The organism is Thermoleptolyngbya sp. C42_A2020_037 (assembly GCF_015272455.1).
In the GTDB taxonomy this organism is placed as follows: Bacteria; Cyanobacteriota; Cyanobacteriia; order Elainellales; family Elainellaceae; genus Thermoleptolyngbya.
The window spans coordinates 45,254-63,857 of sequence record NZ_JACYLP010000028.1 but is presented as its reverse complement, the minus strand read 5'-3'; the positions used below and the strand labels follow the sequence as shown (position 1 = coordinate 63,857).

Genomic DNA, 18,604 nt, shown 5'->3' with positions numbered 1-18,604 from the left:
CCCCTCCATCTCAGTTCACACGTATGTCTAGGCAATTCTGCGGGTGCGATTTCCTAGCGATCGCCACGATAGCGGCTAGGAGTTGTTCCGGTCGCTTTACGAAACTGCTGGGTCAGGTGGCTGTGGCTATTAAATCCGCAGCGGAGCGCAATTTCCACAATTGAATCATCGGTTTGTTTGAGCAGTCGTTTTGCCGTTTCGATGCGCTGCTGAAGCAAGTATTGATAGGGAGAAAGCCCGACCGATTGTTTGAACAAACGACTAAAGTGAAACTGGCTAATGCCTAGCAGATTTGCCAGATCCGCCAGCTTAATCTCCTGATCTAAATGGTCATTGAGATAGTCCAAAACCCGGAGCAATTGTTGTTGGTTTAGCCCGCCTTCATACTCTGAAATTTGAGCGGTTTTAGCGGCATAGTGCCGAATCAAATGCACCGCCAAAACGTTGGTCAGCGAGTCGATGTAGAGTTTGCCGCCCAGATTTTGCTGCTGCAAATCGGTGAGCAGGAGTTGGGCGATCGCCTCCAGTTGGGCATCCCGAATCCGAAAGTCGTCAACCAGTTCTAGCCGGACTGTGGCGCTGCCCAGCGTTTCATGAGCCACCGTTTGCAAAAACTGAGACGGCAGCCGAATTTCCAAAAAGTGGTCGGCTTGCTGCCAACGAGCAAACACTGGCACCCCCGCCGGAGTAATCGAAATATCACCTTTGCCATACAGCCCGGTAAATCTTTTACTGCCTTTGATCTGGAGAAACTGAACCGGGCGGGAAGACAGCGATAGACAAATGGTGTGTTCCTCAGGAAAGTGGCAAAATGCCTCGCCTGCGGGCGGCTGAAACTGCTTAACCAGGATATTTTCCCAGCCTAAGTCATCGCTCGACAAGACAGGCGCGTGATCCATTTGAGCCGGACGTAGGTCAGCAGATGTCATCGGGTCAGATTCACTCAATTACTTTGTATTGTAGGCATAATGCCACATTTATCGTTTTGGGCTGGACAGGCAGATTGGAGGCGATCGCCCGCCAAAAAATCACCGCAAGATTTTGACAGAACCGCAGGAATCAAATAGTTCCCCTTGGCAGACTTCTCTACGCTAGAGGCGTTAACCCACCCAGGAGGGACTATGGCTCATCTGCTACATCTGGATTCGAGTCCGCGTGATGCGCGATCGCGCTCTCGACAGCTTACTCGTGAATTTGTCGCAGCCTGGAAGCAGGCTCATCCGACCGATACCGTCACCTATCGAGACATCGGCCGCGATCCGCTCCCCCATGTCAGCGAGGCGTGGATTGCAGCGGCCTACACGCCGCCAGATCAGCGCACGCCAGAGCTTTGGGAGGCCATTGACCTGAGCGATCGCCTAGTGGATGAGCTGCTGGCCGCCGATATCTGTGTCATCGGTGTACCCATGTATAACTTCAGCGTGCCCAGCGGCATGAAAGCGTATATTGATCAAATTGTACGCATCGGGCGCACGTTTGAGCTCACGCCAGAGGATGCGGAAAATCCCTACAAACCGCTCGTTTTGGGCAAGAAAATGTTCATCATCACGTCACGCGGAATATCGGGCTATGGCCCAGGCGAGAAGTACGAGATGCTGAACTATCAAGACCCTTACTTGCAGGCAGTCTTCGGATTGATCGGTATCACCGATATTACGTTTATTGCCGTTGAAAATGAAGAGTCTGGGGAACACAGCTTGGCTGAGTCAATCGCAAATGCTCGCGTGCAAATTGCTCAACTTGCAGCACGCTAGCCGGATGCCAAATCACGATTTGGAACTTGCATGACTCGGTGGGCGATCGCCATCAGAAGCACTCCAAATGAGATTGCCGCAGCGCCCACCCCAGCGTCACCGCGCGGGTTGCCATGAAACAAGTGAGCGCCAGCCACAGCAGCGCGTTGTTTTGAGTGTGCCAGGCGATCGCCGCGATGGGGGCAAAACCCAGCAGCGATGAGGCAAGTGCCGACTTCCGCAGCACGTCCCCAGCGGTGATGCCGAGGAAATAGCCGTCGAGCATATAAGCGATCGAGCCAAAGCCCAGCAGCGGCAGCAGCCACCAGACCGACTGGCGCACGCTCTCCAGCACGTTGGCATGGTGCGTCAGCAGGCGAAATAGCGGCTGGGGCCGCAGGGCAAACAGGAGGGCGATCGCCAGTCCGAGGCCTAGGCTCAGTGCTCCAGAGAGTTCCGCCAATGCCCGCAGGCGATCGCGCTGACCGCCGCCGTGAAACTGGCCCGCGTAGGTTTCGGTGGCAAAGGCGAGGCCATCGATGAAGTAGGCCGCCAGCGTCACCACCTGAAGCAGCAGCGTATTTGCCGCCAGCACGGTCGTCCCCATCGCAGCGCTGAGGTTAGTAAACACCGCAAAGGTGGTAATCAGGGCAAAGGTGCGAATCACAATATTGCCGTTCAGCAGAACTAGGGACTTCAGCGCCGCCGCGTTCCAGATCTTGGGAAACACTGCCCGCACCTGCGCCCCAGACACCTCGCGGCTTAGCAGACCCAGCGCCACCCCCAGCATGGCGTACTGGCTCAGGGCCGTGGCAGCGCCGGCCCCCGCGCTGGCCCAGCCCCACCGCACAATCAGCCAGTAGTTCAGCACGACATTCACACCGTTGCTCACCGCCGACAGCAGCAGCACCGCCCGCCCCTTACCCCGTCCCAAAAACCAGCCCATCCACACCAGATTGAGCAACGTCGCGGGTGCCCCCCAAATCATCGCGTTGTAATAAGCTCGCCCGGCCTGTTTTACCTCCGGTGCGGCGCTCAGCAGCGTAAAGCCTATCTCTCGCAGCGGCAGTTGCAGCAGCACAATCCCCAGCCCCACGACTAGGGCGATCGCCCCACCCCGCAGCCCCGTTAGCAGCACTTCGTCCGCATCGCCCCGGCCCACCGCCTGCGCCGTCGTGCCCGTTGTGCCCATCCGCAAAAAGCCAAAGGTCCAGTACAGGTAGTTGAACAAGACAGTGGCGATCGCCACGCCCGCCAGATGCCGAATCTCTGCCAAATTGCCCAAAAATGCCAGATCTAGCAGCCCTGCCAGCGGCACCAGCAGATTTGACACGACATTCACACCGGCCAGTTGCAGGAACGGCAGCCAAAAGGGGTAGCGCATGGCAGGGGGTGGGGTTCAGGGTTAGGGCTGAGAGAATTTTCGGTGACTTTGGAGGGCGATCGCCTAGACTAGACACAATATCAAAGATCTCAGTAAATCGCTGGCAGCGATCAACGCCCCTATCCGCCGCCCGTTCTAGCCCAGCAACCCGTCTAGCCACTGCCGTTTTTAATCGTTTTCAACCCAATTCCGCCCATGACCGCTACTCAAGTTCAGCCCTACACCGCCAGCGCCACCACCGTCCAGCTTCACTACACCGTCACCATGCCCCAGCCAGAGACGCACCTGTTCGAGGTGACGCTGCGGATCTCCGGCTGGCAACAGGACAGGCTCGATCTCAAAATGCCCGTGTGGACTCCCGGCTCCTACTTGATTCGGGAATACTCACGGCATGTGCAGGATTTTTCTGTGGACTCTGGATTGACATGGGAGAAGCTTGGCAAAAACCACTGGCGAATTCACACCAGCAGCACGTCAGAAATCACGCTGAAGTATCGCGTATTTGCCAATGAGCTGACCGTCCGCACGAACCATCTCGACACGACTCACGGATACTTCAATGGCGCAGCGCTGTTCTTCTTTGTGCCAGGGTTTGAGCGTCAGCCTATTCGAGTGACGATTGTGCCGCCGAAGCCGTCCTGGAAAATCGCCACTACGCTGCCCGTCGTTTCGGGTGAGGAAAATACCTTTGAAGCGGCTGACTTTGATGCGCTGGTGGATACGCCCGTAGAGGTGGGCATCCACGATCGCCATGAATTTAGCGTGCTGGGCAAGCCCCACGAGTGGGTGATCTGGGGAACGGGGAACTACGACGCAGCAGATTTAATTCAAGACACCACGCGAATTGTGGAAGTAGAAGCCGCGCTATTCGGCGGGCTGCCCTACGAGCGCTATCTGTTTTTGCTGCATTTGTCGTCTCAGGGCTATGGCGGGCTGGAGCATAAAGACTCCTGCACCTTGAACTACGGACGTTTCAGCTTCCGAGCCAGGGAGAAATACAACCGCTTTATGCAGTTGGTGGCACACGAGTTTTTCCATCTGTGGAATGTGAAGCGGATTCGTCCCAAGGCGCTGGAAGTGTTTGATTATGAATCGGAAAATTACACGCCGTCGCTTTGGTTTTGCGAAGGGACGACCAGCTTTTATGACTTGGCAATCCCCTTCCGGGCGGGACTGTATGATGCAAAGACCTATCTCAAAGAATTGAGTAAGGAAATCACGCAGTTTCTCACGATTCCCGGACGCAAAGTGCAGCCGCTGAGTGAATCCAGTTTTGATGCGTGGATCAAGCTCTATCGCCGCGATGCAAATAGCAACAATAACCAGATCTCCTATTATCTCAAGGGCGAAATGGTGTCGCTGCTGCTGGATTTGTTGATTCGTGCCAGACACCAAAACGAGCGATCGCTCGATGATGTGATGCGGCTGATGTGGCAGCGGTTTGGGCGGGATGAAATTGGCTTTACGCCAGAGGAACTGGAGGGGGCGATCGCCGCTGTTGCTGAAACTGACCTCACCGACTTTTTCCACCACGCGCTGCACACCACCGAAGAATTGCCGTTTGACGACTACCTGCAACCCTTTGGGCTGTGTCTGCAACCCGAAGATGTAAGCAGTCTTCCGCCCAGCCTAGGCATCACCGCCCGCGCCGAAAATGGCAAAACCCTGATTCAGTTTATTGAAATGGGCGCACCGGCTCAGCAAGCTGGCCTCGACATTGGCGACGAGTTGCTGGCGCTGGACGGGCTGCGGGTGTCGGCAGAGCAGTTGGGCGATCGCCTGCAAAACTACCGACCCGGCGACACAGTGCAAGTCACCGTCTTCCACCAAGACGAACTCCGCACTGTTCCTGTCACTCTCGACCCGCCCTCCCCCAGCAACTTCAAGCTTATGCCCCTGCCGTCTGCCAACGATGCTCAAAAAGCGCTCCTGCGGGGCTGGCTGGGTATCGATTGGGAAACACTGTGTAACGTCATGTAACCAACTCTGGACAAGAAGCTTAAGCTCCAAGGCTCTCTGAATGGGGTGTGGTAGTGTCTGAAAAAATTCCTCCATCACACTTGAGGAGATCTCTATGCCGCTACAGACACCGCCGCCACCGTCCATCAGTCCCAGCCAAATGACGCTGCTCCGCGTTGTTGCAGCGATGGCCTGGGCCGATGGCAACCTCGCCGAAGAAGAAGTAGACGTGATGCTCGACAGCTTTAGCGGACTCTTTGCAGCCGATGCGCCCCAAAAAGAAGAACTGCGGAAGGAGTTGCGGGATTACGTCATGCAAAATATTCCGCTAGAGGAACTCATTCCCAAGCTGCAAACGATTGAGGAGCGGGAACTGGTGCTGCGCCTGGGCTATGCCGTGATCAACTCCAGCGCCCGCACGCCAGACGAGGAACTCGTCAACGACGAAGAAGCCGAAGCCTATCAGCGACTCGTCGATCTACTGGGCTTTGCGCCAGAAACAGTGAAGCGCGTGGAAGAAGAGGCGATCGCCGACCTCTCACAAAGCGAAGGGCTGATCGAACGCCTCACCCGCCACTTGGGCAACTTCATCGGGCATTAACCGCTCCTAGCGCCCTTGCTTCTGGTCGTTCGTAGTAAGCGCTTTAGCGCTGAAGCGCTTACTACGAGCCAAGGCATCACCCTAAAACTAAACCATGACACTGCACTAGAGGCAAAATTTCTGCCTCTGAGTACTAGCATTGGCTCTCAGCGCTAGCTTGACTAAGCCAAGTCTTCGTTTCTAGCTCATCTCCAACATTCGCTGAATCGGTCTGAGTGCCGCCGCCTGAATCTCCTCAGATAGAGTGATTTCGGGCTGGCGGTTTTTCATGCAGAGATACAGCTTTTCCAGCGTGTTCAGTCGCATGTGGGGACACTCATTGCAGGCGCACTGGTTCAGCGGCGGCGCAGGGATGAAGGTCTTGGCGGGTTCTGCCTTTTGCATTTGGTGAATAATGCCCGGTTCCGTCGCCACGATAAAGGCACGGCTCTCGCTCTTTTGGCAATAGCTGAGCAGGGCGGTCGTAGAGCCGATGTAGTGGGCATGGCGCAAGACGGCGGGTTCGCATTCGGGATGGGCGATGACTTCTGCTTCAGGATGCTCGATTTGCAATTGCACGATCTTGCGTTCGGAAAACGTCTCATGCACCATACAGCTTCCCTGCCACAGCACCATCTCGCGTCCCGTCTGCTCCATAACGTAGCGCCCCAGGTTGCGATCGGGCGCAAAGATAATGGGCTGATCTGGGGGAATCTGCTGCACGATCTTCACCGCATTGGAACTGGTGCAGATAATGTCGCTGAGGGCTTTGATTTCGGCTGTGCAATTGATATATGACACAACGACATGACCCGGATGTGCTGCCTTGAAGGCGGCAAAAGCATCGGCCGGGCAGCTATCCGCTAGGGAACAGCCTGCCTCTAGGTCGGGCAGCAGCACCAGCCTGTGCGGATTCAAAATCTTCGCCGTTTCTGCCATGAAATGCACCCCTGCAAACACGATCACGTCTGCATCGGTGCTAGCGGCCTGCTGCGACAGCCCCAGGGAGTCGCCAATATAGTCGGCAATGTCCTGGATATCGGGGTCTTGATAGTAGTGCGCCAGGATCACCGCATTGAGGTCGCGTTTGAGATTGGCGATCGCCCCAAACAAATCCCTAGGCAGCGCCTCGGAATTTTGGTAAGACAGAACAGTTTGTAGCACGGTTTACGGACTTCCCAGGTAGTTGTTAGATAGGAGACATGAATTAATTATAGTTGTTTTCACCATAAAGAGGGAGGCAACTGGCAACCCACCCAGCGACCCAACACGGGTGCGGGGCTGCAAGTATCAGTATTCAGAGGGTTGGAGAATCTTGTAAGGGCGATCGCCCTCTCCCCTTACCTATCGTGCGAGAAGTCCTCAGGAATTCTTATCAATCAGCGCTTTACGTGATTCAGCGAACACTATATGCTTAGTTCATAAGTTCAGTTCTATTAAAAAAACATGGTCTATAGACTAAAGTCTATGCTAATTATTAACACTCAATCGTCCTTGAAATTCTCAGGAATTCTTAATTGATCAGCGCTTTACGCCATGCATCGAACGCTATAGGCTTGGGTCATAGCTCAATGTCTATGAATAAAATGCCTTGTATAGACTAGAAGCTATATGTTTGATTGAGTTAGCCACTGCTGATTCAGCAACCTTGTTTTTATACCTATGAAAATTACCAATCTCATTCATTTTAGGAACTTGCAAGGCGACCTTTTTGGTGGCTTAACCACTGCTATTGTTTCCTTGCCTTTGGCACTAGCGTTCGGCGTTGCCTCTGGCGCAGGGCCCATCGCTGGTCTCTATGGCGCAGTCTGTGTGGGCTTTTTCGCAGCGCTGTTTGGCGGCACGCCGACTCTGATTTCAGAACCCACCGGCCCAATGACTGTGATTATGACGGCCGTCATTGCCTCACTGGTGGCCGCCGACCCAGAGAATGGCCTGGCAATGGCGTTCACGGTGGTGATGCTGGCAGGCATTTTTCAAATCCTGTTTGGTGTTTTCAAATTGGGCAAGTACATTACGCTGATGCCCTACAGCGTCATTTCCGGTTTTATGTCGGGCATTGGCGTGATTCTGATCATTCTGCAAATTGCGCCATTTTTGGGGCAAAAGGCTCCCAAAGGGGGTGTGCTGGGCACGGTCACCAATCTGCCCACGCTGCTCGCAAACATCAATCCCGCAGCGGCCATCCTCGGTGGCTTGACGCTTGGCATCATTTTCCTGTGGCCACGCAGGCTGAAGCGCTATGCCCCGCCACAGTTGGTAGCGCTGATTGTAGGTACGTTGGCATCGCTGATGCTGTTTCCGGGTGCGGATATCCCGCGTATTGGCGAGATCCCAATGGGGCTGCCAACGCTGCAAGTGCCGACTTTCACGCCAGGTCTAATGACCAAGATGCTTGTGGATGGGGCCATGCTAGGAATGCTAGGCTGCATCGACACACTGCTGACCGCCGTAATTGCCGATAGCCTCACCCGAACCGAGCATGATTCTAACAAGGAGCTGATTGGCCAGGGTATTGGCAACGTGATGTCGGGGCTATGCGGCGGGCTACCGGGTGCAGGCGCGACGATGGGGACGGTGGTGAATATTCAAACGGGCGCAAAGACAGCATTGTCGGGGCTGACGCGGGCAGTGATTCTGCTAGTTGTGCTGCTGTGGGCAGCGCAGTATACTCGCGCCATTCCGATGGCTGTGTTGGCCGGGATTGCGCTCAAGGTCGGGCTGGATATCCTGGACTGGAGCTTCTTGAAGCGATCGCACAAGGTTTCGACCCGCGGCTCCATCATCATGTATGGTGTGCTGCTGCTGACCGTGTTTGTGGATTTGATTGTGGCGGTTGGCGTGGGTGTGTTTATTGCCAATATCCTGACGATCGAGCGTCTTAGCGAGCTGCATTCTCAGGAAGTAAAGGTTATCAGCGACACGGATGATGATGTGGTGCTGAATGACGAAGAAAAGCGCCTGCTGGACGAGGCAAACGGTCGGGTGCAGTTGTTCTATCTGAGCGGGCCGATGATTTTTGGGGTGTCGAAGGCGATCGCCCGCCAGCACAACACCCTGGGCGACTGCGACGCGCTGGTGATGGATCTGAGCGACGTGCCTCACATGGGCGTGACTGCCTCGCTGGAAATTGAAAACGCGATTCGCGATGCGGTGGAGAAGGGTCGCCAGGTCTACCTCGTTGGCGCAGCGGGTAAGGTCAAGCGCCGTCTGGAAAAGCTCGGTGTTTTTAACCTGTTGCCCCATGAGCATCTGTTTACTGACCGCACAGATGCGTTGCGGATGGCCGTGAGCACGGTCAGCAGCTATCCCAAGGGGCTAAGCCATCGCTCTATTTCATAGCGTCTGATTCGCGTTCATAGCGTCTGATTCGCGTTTTATTCACGGCGTTTTACAGAAAGCCGTTCCCTTCCAAAACGGTGAATCACCCCGGATTCTCAAAGAGATCCGGGGTTTTTTGTGCTTTTCTTATCGAGTTTTGAACGTTCTCTAGACGGCCGACAGCGATGCCAGCGGATCGGGAATCCCCGCCGAAGGAGCCTCGAACTGGCCAACCAGCACATATTCATGGCGCAGCTTGAGCCAAGTAATCATCTGCGGATTTGTCGAAATCACCGCTGCCGCAGGGCGGGGACATTTTGCCTTAAATTCGCTCATCTCCGCTGCTTCCAGAAATGCAGGCTCCCGCACCAGCCAGAAATCGATTTCTTTGCCCGTTTCGGCATAGTGGCGAGTGCGCTCCCGCAGCGACTCGTCAAGCGGCTCCTCTTGGAGCAAAAATTTTTCACTGGCTAGGATGAAGTGATAGGTGGTCATAGACGTATTTGAGAATTGGAGAAATTGAAATTTGGAGAATTGGAATCAGGAGAGTTTGGGGTAGAGAGAAGGGAACCAGCCCTTGTAGCTGCGTCACTCCGCTTCTGATTTTCTCATCCCAGCAGCCCCAGCATCGCCTGTTTCATCTCGCGGATGGCCCGATCCATGCCCACGAGGACAGCACGGCTAATGATGCTATGACCAATGTTGAGTTCTTCCATACCGGGAAACTGAGCCACGGGACGCACGTTCCAGTAGGTGAGTCCATGCCCTGCATTGACGCGCAGCCCAGCGGCGATCGCCCGCTCACAGCCCCGCGCCAGCACAGCTAGTTCATGGGCGTGGCTCTGCTCGTCGTGGGCTTCGGCATAGCGGCCGGTGTGTAGCTCGATGAACTGTGCCCCGACCGCAGCAGAAGCGTCAATCTGGGCTGCGTCGGCATCGATGAACAGGCTGACAGGAATGCCCGCCGATTGCAGCGTGCTGACGACGTGCAGCATCCGGTCTTTTTGTCCGGCGATGTCGAGGCCGCCTTCGGTGGTCACTTCCTCGCGGCGTTCCGGCACGAGTGTTACGTAGTCGGGGCGAACATCGAGGGCGATCGCCACCATCTCGTCTGTGGCTGCCATCTCCAGGTTCAGATGCGTCCGCACCGTCTGCCGCAGCAGCCGCACGTCTCGGTCTTGAATATGCCGCCGATCTTCCCGCAGGTGAACTGTGATGCCGTCGGCTCCGGCTAGCTCTGCCAGCACGGCCGCCGCTACCGGGTCGGGTTCTACCGTGCGCCGCGCCTGCCGAATTGTGGCGACGTGATCAATATTGACACCCAGCGTAGGCAAGGCTAAACGCTCCAACTCGTTGGATTACAGCGGGGCACCACAGCAGACACAGCCGCTGCACCCCTCCTCCATCATGCCACGCCAAGGCACAGGGATTGGTGTGCAAGGCTCCTAACCGACGGCATTGGGCGCAGGGGGAGCATCGGGGGCGGGCGTTTCTATAGGATTGGATGGCGGGGCAGGCACAGGGAAAGGTTGTGATGCTGGGCTGGGCGCTGAGACGGGGATAGAGACGGGAGCGGGTTGAGGAACTGGTTGGGGGACTGGCGCAGGCACGGCAGCAGGCAGGGCGTGGCCCAGCGGCACAAAGTCAAACCCAAAGCCCGATCGCAGGCCTGGCTGCACGGTGACCAACTGTACGCCCTGGTTGCGATCGCCCGTTGGCAAAAATCGCACCGTTCCCGTTGCGCCGCTGGCAAAAAAGTCGGGGGAGCGGAGCGCCTGCTGCACGCCTGCCCGGTTCGGAGCCTGTTCCAGCGCAGCAATCAGCGTTTGGGCCGCATCGTAGGCCGTGGCAGTGCGCCAGTTTACGTCGCCTCGCCAAAGCTGGCGCGATCGCTCCACAAACGCCGCCTGCGACGCAGATAGAATATGCCACGGCACCGCCACCACCATGCCCACAGACTCTGGCCCGCCCACCTCCAGCGTCTTCGGCGCGTATACGTCGCCGCCCGCCAGCAGGGGCAGTCGCCCACCATTTGTCCGCACCACTTGCAGCGTCCGGTCAAGCTGGTCGCCATCGGTCAGCAGCACCAGCGCCGTCGCGCCCTGGGCGGTTGCTTGCTGAATGCTGTCTGCGGCGCTAAAGGTAGACTGCGACACGTCGATTTCTCGCACCACTAGCCCACCGCCGAGGGAGAGCGCCGTCCCAAATTCTGCCTTGAGCGACTGGCTGTAGCGGCTGCGCGAGTCGAAAAAGACGGCGGCCTTTTGCTGCCGCATCTGGTTGAGCAAATGATCGGCAAGGGCACGGGCGGTTACAAAATCGCTGGGCACGGTGCGATAGGTATAGGCCCCGGCGTGGGCCAGTTCAACGGCGGTGCTGAGGGGCGAAATGGCAACCAGTTGCCCCGCTTCGTAAATCTCCGCAGCCGCCAGGGTTGCCTCGGTGCTGGCGTGACCCACCACACCCAACACAGCAGGATTGGCAGCCAAGGCCTGGGCGATCGCCCTCGCCACAGCAGGACGGTTCTCGTCGTTGGCAATGATCACCCGCAGCGGCATACCGCCAATTCCACCGCCCTGGTTAATTTCTTGCTGCGCCTGGGCTACGCCTCGCAGCACCTCCAGCGAACTGTTCAAATCCTGGCTGAGGGGCACGGAGACGGCGATCGCATAGGCCGGGTTTGCGCCAATCTGGGCATTGTTCAGGTATATCAGCGCCTCTGGGTCGTTGGGCGTGGATTGGAGCGCGGCGGCAAAGTAGGCTGCGGCCTGGCGAGAATTTCCAGCGGCGATCGCCTGCACGCCCTGATGCTTCTCTGGCGACGCGCCCGCCTGAATCAACAGCCGCTCGCCGCTGCTGATGCGCCCCAGCACCTCGTTGGGCGAGAGTCCGTCTGGTTCTGTAGGGCGCGGCTGCGTGCTAACCGACAGCAAATGCGCCATTTTCAGATGATCGGCCGACCACCATAGCCCAGCCACCACCACGCCCAGCGTGATTAACAGCGAAAGAACCAATGCCGGTGTTTCCGTTTCCCGTTGGCTAGACATACTTTCTCACAAGGGCGATGCACCCGCCGCTACAAGACTCGCGACAGCGCCAGATAAACCAGTCTGAATATAATTCCGACGAAAACGGCCAGCAGTCCGGCAAAAATGGCCAACATAAAAATATTGGGCAGCGATGGCGTGGCAATGATCGCCAGCCCCCTCCTCAGGGGTGTAAACGCCACCAGCGCCAGCGTGATCCCTGCGATGATGAGTAAATCGTTGCGCTCGATCCAGCGGCGCGACTGGGCAAAAATCAGCCCTATCACGATTCCCAACAGCGGCACCCAAAACACCGGACTGACAATCGTCGTCCCCAATAGGCTGAGCAGGGCGATCGCCACCAGCCCGCCCTCAAAGCCCGTGAACAGCGCCCCACCCAAAAACTCCATGAGCGAAAACGGCGCAACCGTCGGCGCAGGGGGCGGGGCAGCAGCAGGCTGGGGTGGAGAAACGGGCGCAGGTGGGGCAGGGGGCGGAGAAACGGGCGCAGGCGGGGCAGACGGAGCCGATTGCAGAGACGTTTGCCCCGTGGCTGGTGGCGCTGCGGTAACCGGGAAGCCCTGACTGGGTTGCGTAATCTGCACGGGATGGTGCGCTAGCGACGCGGCTCCCAGCGCATCCTGCACCTCCTGGGCCGACTGAAACCGCTGGCTAGGCGTGGGCAGCAGCATTTTGTTCAGTACGTCCGCTAGGCGATCGCTCACTGCTGTAGACAAGTGCGATCGCCAGTTCCAGTGATTGCTATAGGCATCGTAGAGTTCGTTGGGCTGTTTGCCCGTCAGCAGCGTAATACAGGTCACCGCCAGCGCATACAAATCCGTCGCCGGATACACCTGGTCGCCCCGCATCTGCTCCGGCGGCGCAAATCCCATCGAGTAAATCCCTGTAGAAGCCCTGCCGCCCGTGCTGACTGCCGCGGTCGTCACCTGCTTGACTGCGCCAAAGTCCAGCAAAAACAGCCGCCCATCCCGCCGCCGCATGATGTTCGACAGCTTGATATCGCGGTGGATTGAGCCGTTGGCATGAACGTAGTCAAGCACCTTGAGGACTTCCTCTAACACCTCCAGCACTTCAGACTCTGAAAACGCCCCCCGTTGTTCCAGTTCTTGCTCTAAATCTTTACCGTCAATGAATTCCTGAACCAGATAGAAGAACCGATCCGTTTTTCCAGGCACTAGGCTAGGCACCTCTAGCTCAAAAAAGGCAAGCAAATCAGGAATTTGGGGATGGTTGCTGCCAAGCTGCTCTAGAACCTCAGCCTCGCGCTGAAACAGCGTTTGGGCCACCTGGAGTTGGTTGGGGCTGAGGTCGCCCGACGGCTGAAATTGCTTCACGACACACCGGCGCATGGCGGGCGTGTAGCGATCGCGCGCCAAAAACGCTGCCCCAAAGCCGCCCTTCCCCAGCAGCTTTTGCGGGATGTATCTCCCCTGCAACAGCAGCGGCATTCCGCAGGTGGTGCAAAACTTCTGCTGCACCGTCCGCAGGGTTGCTGAATCGTCCAGATCCATAAAGTGATTTTGCGGGCGGGGACAGCCAAAACGGGTGCAATAAACTTCCATACGGCGCGGCTAGCTGACAGGGGTGAACACACGCGAACCCTACAGCTATAGGTTAACCCGGATAGGTAAAACCGAACCCTGACGGGTCAGCCGCCCATCAAACCACAGGATTTTTGGAAGCTAGTGAGGGACGAGAATCGGCAAGAAGCCCTTACCTTGTCAGGGCGGTGTGGGGGAAGGGCGGTGCGTGCCCCACCCCGTAAGAAAATGCTGTATCGTCGTCCCTATCCCAGGCTCAGGTTTCGACGGGCAAGACCGCTGCCGCCATCGATCCATGCCCGTCATGGGCAGGGGTCGAAACATGGGTGGAAAACTGAGGCAACACTTCTTCAATAAAGGCCTGGGCCGCCTTGGAGCGATAGCGGTTGGGGTTAACAATCACCGACAGCATCCGATTCACCACCACATCTTCAATGCGGGTGCGCTTTAGCACATCCATTTGCAGCTCCTTTTCGATGGCTGAAATAGAGACAAAGGCAGCGCCCAGCCCTGACTGCACCGCGTTTTTGATGGCCTCGATAGAGTTGAGCTCCATTTCCACCTTCAGGCGGCGCGTTTCAATGCCGCTGCGCGTGAGAACCTGATCAATCACTTTGCGGATGGTGGACTGCGAATCGAGGGTGATGAACTGGAGCTTGTAGAGGTCGTCTTTTTGCACGATGCCCTGGCGAGCCAGCGGGTGATAGGCGGGCAGGATGAGTGCTAGTTCGTCTTCGGCATAGGGAATAATTTCTAAAGATTCCTGTAATTCGGGAGGCACTTCTCCGCCGATAATCGCTAGGTCGATCTGCCCGTTAGCGACGCTCCAGGCCGTGCGCCGGGTGGAATGGACGTGAAGCTGGACAGCGACTTCGGGATACTGCTTGCGAAACACGCCGATCATGCGAGGCAGCAGGTAGGTTCCGGTGGTCTGGCTGGCCCCGACGATCAGCGTCCCGCCCTGGAGGTTTTGTAGGTCTTCGATGGCGCGGCAGGTTTCTTCACAGAGGGACAAAATGCGATCGCCATAGCTAAGCAGCAGATGCCCCGCCTCTGTAAGCTGGGCCCGCCGCCCGCCCCGGTCAAACAGCGGTACATCCAACTGGCGCTCCAGGTTTTGCACCTGCAAGCTCACGGCAGGCTGCGACACATAGAGGCTGTCGGCCGCTCGTTTGAAGCTCCCCTCGGCGGCGATCGCCTTGAGAATCCGTAACTGATCCAGTGTGAAAGGAAGGTCAGCCATGACTGCTAAGCCTAACAAAAGAATGAACCGGGAGTATGAACCTGAAGCATGAAAAAATGATCAACCGTCTCAAATATCAACCTCTCAGCGGTGCAGCATTGCCTTACTTATGGGTCAATTCTGCAACGTGATCAAACCGACAGCATTCCCCGAAATCCTGATTTTGGCGGCGCGTCTGGCTCTTGGGGTGACAAACGCTTGAGCGCTAGGACGCAGCCAGATAGCCTGAGCGTGGAGCATGGGTCTTGTGCGTTCGACCACACCTGACATCATTGGACTACAGAATGTCCCTTTCTAGGGCATCGGTGTAGATAAACATTCAGTAAACAACATCCTATGAGAAAAAGGCGAAAAAGTTGGGCAAATTGAGGCAAGCTAAATCAGGCTGGATTTTTTTAATGAACCTTAACGTATCGATTTGATGACCTGCGCTGCCTGAGAGCGCCACTTTAGGAATCCTTTAGTATTAGAGCAGCATTAGAGCAACTTATGAAGCGGGAGGTCGTCCAAGAGTTTTTGAATCAACCCGGTGTCGCTGGGATTGCCCTGATGGATGGGCGATCGCGACCCTACTTTTTTGGGGTTGATCAAACCCTCAACTTTCAGCAGAAAGAGGCGCTAGCCCAAGGGATTCAGCAGGTCGTGCAAACGACACCCCCTGGATTTGAGTATTTTGAATTTCAGTTTAGCGGGCATCGTGCCTATATCTACAAATTTGATCACGGCATGATCTTGCTGGTGCTGGCGACTGGCGAGCTAGTCCTGGCAACCTACGCGCCGCTCATTCACCAACTGCGGGCAGAGCTAAAGCATGATCTGACCAATGCGATCGCCACCTTTCGCTTGCTTGCTGGAAATCTCTCCCTGTCAAACCAAAATTACTGGCAGCCCACCGGCTCAACTGGCCCATCCGCCTCCCTTCCCTCTGCCCCTTGGCACAGGCCCGCTCCGCTCCCCGCCCAGCCTGAGGCGGTCCCCACCTACCCACCTGTTTCTTCAGAGTCTATTGCCCCTGATCCGGTCTTGTCTTCGCCTGTTTCTGAAGCTGCTGTGGATGCTGCGGCGTTGCCCCCCGATGCGCCTGCGCCTACGCTCAAGGAACTGCTGACTGCGGTAAATCAAATCAGCCAGTTCACCACGCACTATCTGGGGCCGACGGTGGTAGCCAACTACTGGCGATCGAGCCGTCCGGCGATGGAGTGGCTCAACAATTTTGAAATCGATCGTGCTGCCCGGATCACCTATACCGGCGATGTGCCAAGCGCCCTATCGCAGACCCTCAGCGATGAGCAGCAGCAGGGGGTTCAGGACTGGACTCACGCTTTTATCCAGCGATGCTCTCGTGTGATGCGGGACTTTTCGGTGCTGCTGGATCAGGGTGTGTTGGACGATCGCCAAAAGGCGTTTCTGGCGCTGTCATCCCTCTAGGTTCTTCTCGCTAGAGAGATGCAGTTTTGCTGAAGGGCGATCGCCCTTATTTTCCTGACTCAGGGCGATGCCTGCCTCAGCGTAGCCCCCTTAATTCTGTGTACTTTTTTCCTCTGCTTCCCGTTTTGATAGCTAACCTCTGGAGAACCCGTCATGGCTAAAACTGTCCGCCTGGAACCGATTGCTCAAGAAACCTCAGTCGAAACCAACGGCAACTTGCTCTCTGTTTTAATTAACAAAGATCTGGATGTCTTACGCGAATGCGGCGGACGGGGCATGTGCGCCACCTGCCATGTCTATGTCACCGAAGGCATGAACCAGCTCTCGCCGATCAACCGCCGAGAACAGCGCACCCTGGAAGTCATTACCACCTGCCGCCCAAACTCCCGGCTTGCCTGCCAGGCCCGCGTCCAGGGCAATGGTGTCACTGTCGAGCTACCGGCCGGGATGTACATCAACTCGCTGCAAGACATTGAGGTCTTGATCGGGCGGCGGGCAGAACAAAACCTGCTGCACCCCATCACGGGTCAAGTGCTGGTAGAGGAGGGCAAGCTGATTACTCGCTCCATGATGAAGCAACTGGAAGCCACGCCGACCTTCAGAGTGTCAGAGTACTTTTCCAACAGTAGTGAGGCATAGATGAGTTCCGAGGGGCAGGGGTCAGCCGTTGTTCCACAGCCTAACCCCTCAACCCCGATTGCTCAAACCGAGACAGCGACGGAGCGCAGCTTGCGGGTGTTTTCAACCAGGCTTTTGGCAAAGGCATCAAAGCGCTTGGAGAGGGCTTCGTCGGTCAGGTTACCCTCGGCATCAAACGCTTTCCAGGCTTGCCCGATCGCCACTTGCTCTGGAATCACCCAGGCGTGAACCCAGCGCAGGATGGTTCGCAGGTCGTTGAGCGCGTTGCTGTTGGGCTGGCCGCCCAGGACGCTGATGTTGCCCACTACCTTGTCGGTAAATTCTTCAAAGCCCATCAGGTCGAGGGCATTTTTCAGCACGCCGCTGACGCTGCCGTGATATTCCGGGGTTGCCAGGATGATGCCGTCTGCTTGACGAAACGCTTGCTGCAAGCGGGCTACATCGGGATAGTCGGAATAGTCGTCGCCGCCATCGCAAAAGGGGAGATGGAGCGATCGCAGATCCAGAATTTCTACCTCGGCTCCTAACGCCCGGACTCGCTCAGCGGCGATCGCCAGCGCTTTTTGACTATAGGAACCTGGACGCAAACTCCCAGCAATACCCACAATTTTGACCATTGCGTTAACCTTTTTTAACCTCTGTATCGACTTGCCTCTATTCTAGCTAAATCGAACTCGGTATGAGTATGTCTTGCTGGTCGGGTCAGGGCTTCGCGGCAAGGGGCTTCAGGGGCAAAAACGCAAAAAAAGGGAGGGACTACGGGTAGCCCTCCCAACCATCAGGGTGCATCTACTTATCACATTATGCCATCTAGAGGATGAGGGGTGACACCCCCTTCTTGAAGTTTCTTTGTTTCTCCATGAGCATAACTTATTTTTATAAATTTTTAGATATAAAAAACTAATCTCATTGTAGCAATCACTGCTATCATACGAGAACTCCTCCGTTTTTGCACGGCTTCAATCCAAACCCTTAGCTAAACTTGACCCGGTAGAGATGAAATAGTTCACCGGGCTGTTTTTTCATGACCTGCGCTCTGTGAGCTTTCAGCAAATCCTGCCACGCGCTGAGGGGTTCCAGAAACACCTCTGCTCCCAGATACGTTTCCAAAATGGCCCAGTTTTCGGCCAGGGGCGAATCAGGATCAATCACATCAAACACAAACATGCCGCCGGGTTTGAGGACGCGCTGCACCTCGGTCAGGACGGCTTTCCAATAGTCCAGCGGGTAGTAGCAGCTAAACCCAGTGGCGATCGCTAGGTCAAACTGATCCGCTTCGTACTGAAGCTGATGCGCCGGGCCAGGCTGCACGCCTTTGAACAGCTTGGAGTTGAGCTGGGGGCCGCGGGCGTTGAGCGTGTCTCGCGCCACCTGGCTGATTTCTTGCCCATAGAACACAGCCTCCCAGTCGCGCCAGGGATAGATCAGAAAGCTCACGCCGCAGCCAATGTCCAGACAGCGCTGCTGCTTTTTGGGCTGGGCAACGTCCCAAAAGGGCGAGGCGATTTTTGCGGTGAGCAGACCCGCCTGCCATTCTTGATAGATCGGCATTTCGGTGACTTCGGCGGGCAGGTCAAACGGCTCCCGCTGATATTCCTGGTTAAAGCGGCGGGCAACAGCCGCAAGCTGGGGCTGCCATTCGTCAGCGCGATCGCCCAAAAAGCCCGCCAGACTGTTTCCGGACGGGCCTTTTGGCGACGACCCAGCCGCTCGATCTTTTGCCATTATT

Annotated in this window: 16 protein-coding genes; 6 read left to right on the top strand and 10 right to left on the bottom strand. The window is 56.5% G+C overall.

Features of this window, described 5'->3' with window-relative positions; all coding sequences use genetic code 11:
* Positions 1-53: 53 nt before the first annotated feature.
* On the bottom strand, positions 54-929 hold the full coding sequence (locus IGS16_RS08560; protein WP_297084974.1) for an AraC family transcriptional regulator: 876 nt from the start codon (positions 927-929) through the stop codon (positions 54-56).
* A gap of 192 nt (positions 930-1,121) precedes the next feature.
* Here IGS16_RS08560 and IGS16_RS08555 point away from each other — a divergent pair, with 192 nt between their 5' ends.
* Entirely contained in the window at positions 1,122-1,754 is a 633-nt protein-coding gene (locus tag IGS16_RS08555; protein ID WP_297084973.1) for an FMN-dependent NADH-azoreductase, read from the top strand.
* A gap of 52 nt (positions 1,755-1,806) precedes the next feature.
* Here the strand turns inward: IGS16_RS08555 and gntT are convergent, their stop codons facing one another.
* On the bottom strand, positions 1,807-3,117 hold the full coding sequence (gene gntT, locus IGS16_RS08550; protein WP_297084972.1) for a guanitoxin biosynthesis MATE family efflux transporter GntT: 1,311 nt from the start codon (positions 3,115-3,117) through the stop codon (positions 1,807-1,809).
* A 195-nt stretch (positions 3,118-3,312) separates the two neighbouring features.
* On the opposite strand from gntT, the gene IGS16_RS08545 reads away from it, so the two are divergent.
* Positions 3,313-5,097: a M61 family metallopeptidase gene (locus tag IGS16_RS08545; protein WP_297084971.1), complete on the top strand. Its 1,785-nt coding sequence runs from the start codon at positions 3,313-3,315 to the stop codon at positions 5,095-5,097.
* 94 nt (positions 5,098-5,191) lie between these two features.
* Positions 5,192-5,677 carry a TerB family tellurite resistance protein gene (locus IGS16_RS08540; protein WP_297084970.1) on the top strand — a complete coding sequence of 162 codons (486 nt, stop codon included), beginning with the start codon at positions 5,192-5,194 and terminating at the stop codon, positions 5,675-5,677.
* A gap of 180 nt (positions 5,678-5,857) precedes the next feature.
* Here IGS16_RS08540 and nadA read toward each other — a convergent pair whose 3' ends face one another.
* Entirely contained in the window at positions 5,858-6,820 is a 963-nt protein-coding gene (nadA, locus tag IGS16_RS08535; protein ID WP_297084969.1) for a quinolinate synthase NadA, read from the bottom strand.
* A 498-nt stretch (positions 6,821-7,318) separates the two neighbouring features.
* Between nadA and IGS16_RS08530 the strand changes: the two genes are divergently transcribed.
* Positions 7,319-8,998: a SulP family inorganic anion transporter gene (locus IGS16_RS08530; protein WP_297084968.1), complete on the top strand. Its 1,680-nt coding sequence runs from the start codon at positions 7,319-7,321 to the stop codon at positions 8,996-8,998.
* Positions 8,999-9,145: 147 nt separating this feature from the next.
* Here IGS16_RS08530 and IGS16_RS08525 read toward each other — a convergent pair whose 3' ends face one another.
* The 5 genes from IGS16_RS08525 to IGS16_RS08505 form a co-directional block, all read right to left on the bottom strand.
* Positions 9,146-9,472: an MgPME-cyclase complex family protein gene (locus tag IGS16_RS08525; RefSeq protein WP_297084967.1), complete on the bottom strand. Its 327-nt coding sequence runs from the start codon at positions 9,470-9,472 to the stop codon at positions 9,146-9,148.
* 113 nt (positions 9,473-9,585) lie between these two features.
* Positions 9,586-10,311 carry a pyridoxine 5'-phosphate synthase gene (locus IGS16_RS08520; protein WP_068510750.1) on the bottom strand — a complete coding sequence of 242 codons (726 nt, stop codon included), beginning with the start codon at positions 10,309-10,311 and terminating at the stop codon, positions 9,586-9,588.
* A 111-nt stretch (positions 10,312-10,422) separates the two neighbouring features.
* Positions 10,423-12,024, bottom strand: a complete 1,602-nt coding sequence (locus tag IGS16_RS08515; RefSeq protein WP_297084966.1) for an ABC transporter substrate-binding protein — start codon at positions 12,022-12,024, stop codon at positions 10,423-10,425.
* 29 nt (positions 12,025-12,053) lie between these two features.
* Positions 12,054-13,586, bottom strand: coding sequence for a protein kinase (locus tag IGS16_RS08510; protein ID WP_367185758.1), 1,533 nt, complete (start codon positions 13,584-13,586; stop codon positions 12,054-12,056).
* 235 nt (positions 13,587-13,821) lie between these two features.
* On the bottom strand, positions 13,822-14,808 hold the full coding sequence (locus IGS16_RS08505; protein WP_068510754.1) for a LysR family transcriptional regulator: 987 nt from the start codon (positions 14,806-14,808) through the stop codon (positions 13,822-13,824).
* A 489-nt stretch (positions 14,809-15,297) separates the two neighbouring features.
* On the opposite strand from IGS16_RS08505, the gene IGS16_RS08500 reads away from it, so the two are divergent.
* Both IGS16_RS08500 and IGS16_RS08495 read left to right on the top strand, forming a co-directional pair.
* Positions 15,298-16,236, top strand: a complete 939-nt coding sequence (locus tag IGS16_RS08500; RefSeq protein WP_297084964.1) for a hypothetical protein — start codon at positions 15,298-15,300, stop codon at positions 16,234-16,236.
* 153 nt (positions 16,237-16,389) lie between these two features.
* Complete coding sequence (locus tag IGS16_RS08495) at positions 16,390-16,875, top strand: 2Fe-2S iron-sulfur cluster-binding protein (RefSeq protein ID WP_068510758.1); 486 nt, start codon at positions 16,390-16,392, stop codon at positions 16,873-16,875.
* A gap of 62 nt (positions 16,876-16,937) precedes the next feature.
* Here IGS16_RS08495 and IGS16_RS08490 read toward each other — a convergent pair whose 3' ends face one another.
* On the bottom strand, positions 16,938-17,492 hold the full coding sequence (locus tag IGS16_RS08490; RefSeq protein ID WP_297084963.1) for an NADPH-dependent FMN reductase: 555 nt from the start codon (positions 17,490-17,492) through the stop codon (positions 16,938-16,940).
* 355 nt (positions 17,493-17,847) lie between these two features.
* Positions 17,848-18,600 (bottom strand): class I SAM-dependent methyltransferase, encoded by a 753-nt coding sequence (locus IGS16_RS08485; protein ID WP_297084962.1) that lies wholly within the window; start codon positions 18,598-18,600, stop codon positions 17,848-17,850.
* Positions 18,601-18,604 lie beyond the last annotated feature (4 nt).

What these genes read in the sequence shown, in the direction of transcription:
- IGS16_RS08560 (WP_297084974.1), bottom strand. Translation starts at nt 929, where the DNA reads ATGACATCTGCTGACCTACGTCCGGCTCAAATGGATCACGCGCCTGTC.
- IGS16_RS08555 (WP_297084973.1), top strand. Translation starts at nt 1,122, where the DNA reads ATGGCTCATCTGCTACATCTGGATTCGAGTCCGCGTGATGCGCGATCG.
- gntT (WP_297084972.1), bottom strand. Translation starts at nt 3,117, where the DNA reads ATGCGCTACCCCTTTTGGCTGCCGTTCCTGCAACTGGCCGGTGTGAAT.
- IGS16_RS08545 (WP_297084971.1), top strand. Translation starts at nt 3,313, where the DNA reads ATGACCGCTACTCAAGTTCAGCCCTACACCGCCAGCGCCACCACCGTC.
- IGS16_RS08540 (WP_297084970.1), top strand. Translation starts at nt 5,192, where the DNA reads ATGCCGCTACAGACACCGCCGCCACCGTCCATCAGTCCCAGCCAAATG.
- IGS16_RS08530 (WP_297084968.1), top strand. Translation starts at nt 7,319, where the DNA reads ATGAAAATTACCAATCTCATTCATTTTAGGAACTTGCAAGGCGACCTT.
- IGS16_RS08525 (WP_297084967.1), bottom strand. Translation starts at nt 9,472, where the DNA reads ATGACCACCTATCACTTCATCCTAGCCAGTGAAAAATTTTTGCTCCAA.
- IGS16_RS08515 (WP_297084966.1), bottom strand. Translation starts at nt 12,024, where the DNA reads ATGTCTAGCCAACGGGAAACGGAAACACCGGCATTGGTTCTTTCGCTG.
- IGS16_RS08510 (WP_367185758.1), bottom strand. Translation starts at nt 13,586, where the DNA reads ATGGAAGTTTATTGCACCCGTTTTGGCTGTCCCCGCCCGCAAAATCAC.
- IGS16_RS08505 (WP_068510754.1), bottom strand. Translation starts at nt 14,808, where the DNA reads ATGGCTGACCTTCCTTTCACACTGGATCAGTTACGGATTCTCAAGGCG.
- IGS16_RS08500 (WP_297084964.1), top strand. Translation starts at nt 15,298, where the DNA reads ATGAAGCGGGAGGTCGTCCAAGAGTTTTTGAATCAACCCGGTGTCGCT.
- IGS16_RS08495 (WP_068510758.1), top strand. Translation starts at nt 16,390, where the DNA reads ATGGCTAAAACTGTCCGCCTGGAACCGATTGCTCAAGAAACCTCAGTC.
- IGS16_RS08490 (WP_297084963.1), bottom strand. Translation starts at nt 17,492, where the DNA reads ATGGTCAAAATTGTGGGTATTGCTGGGAGTTTGCGTCCAGGTTCCTAT.
- IGS16_RS08485 (WP_297084962.1), bottom strand. Translation starts at nt 18,600, where the DNA reads ATGGCAAAAGATCGAGCGGCTGGGTCGTCGCCAAAAGGCCCGTCCGGA.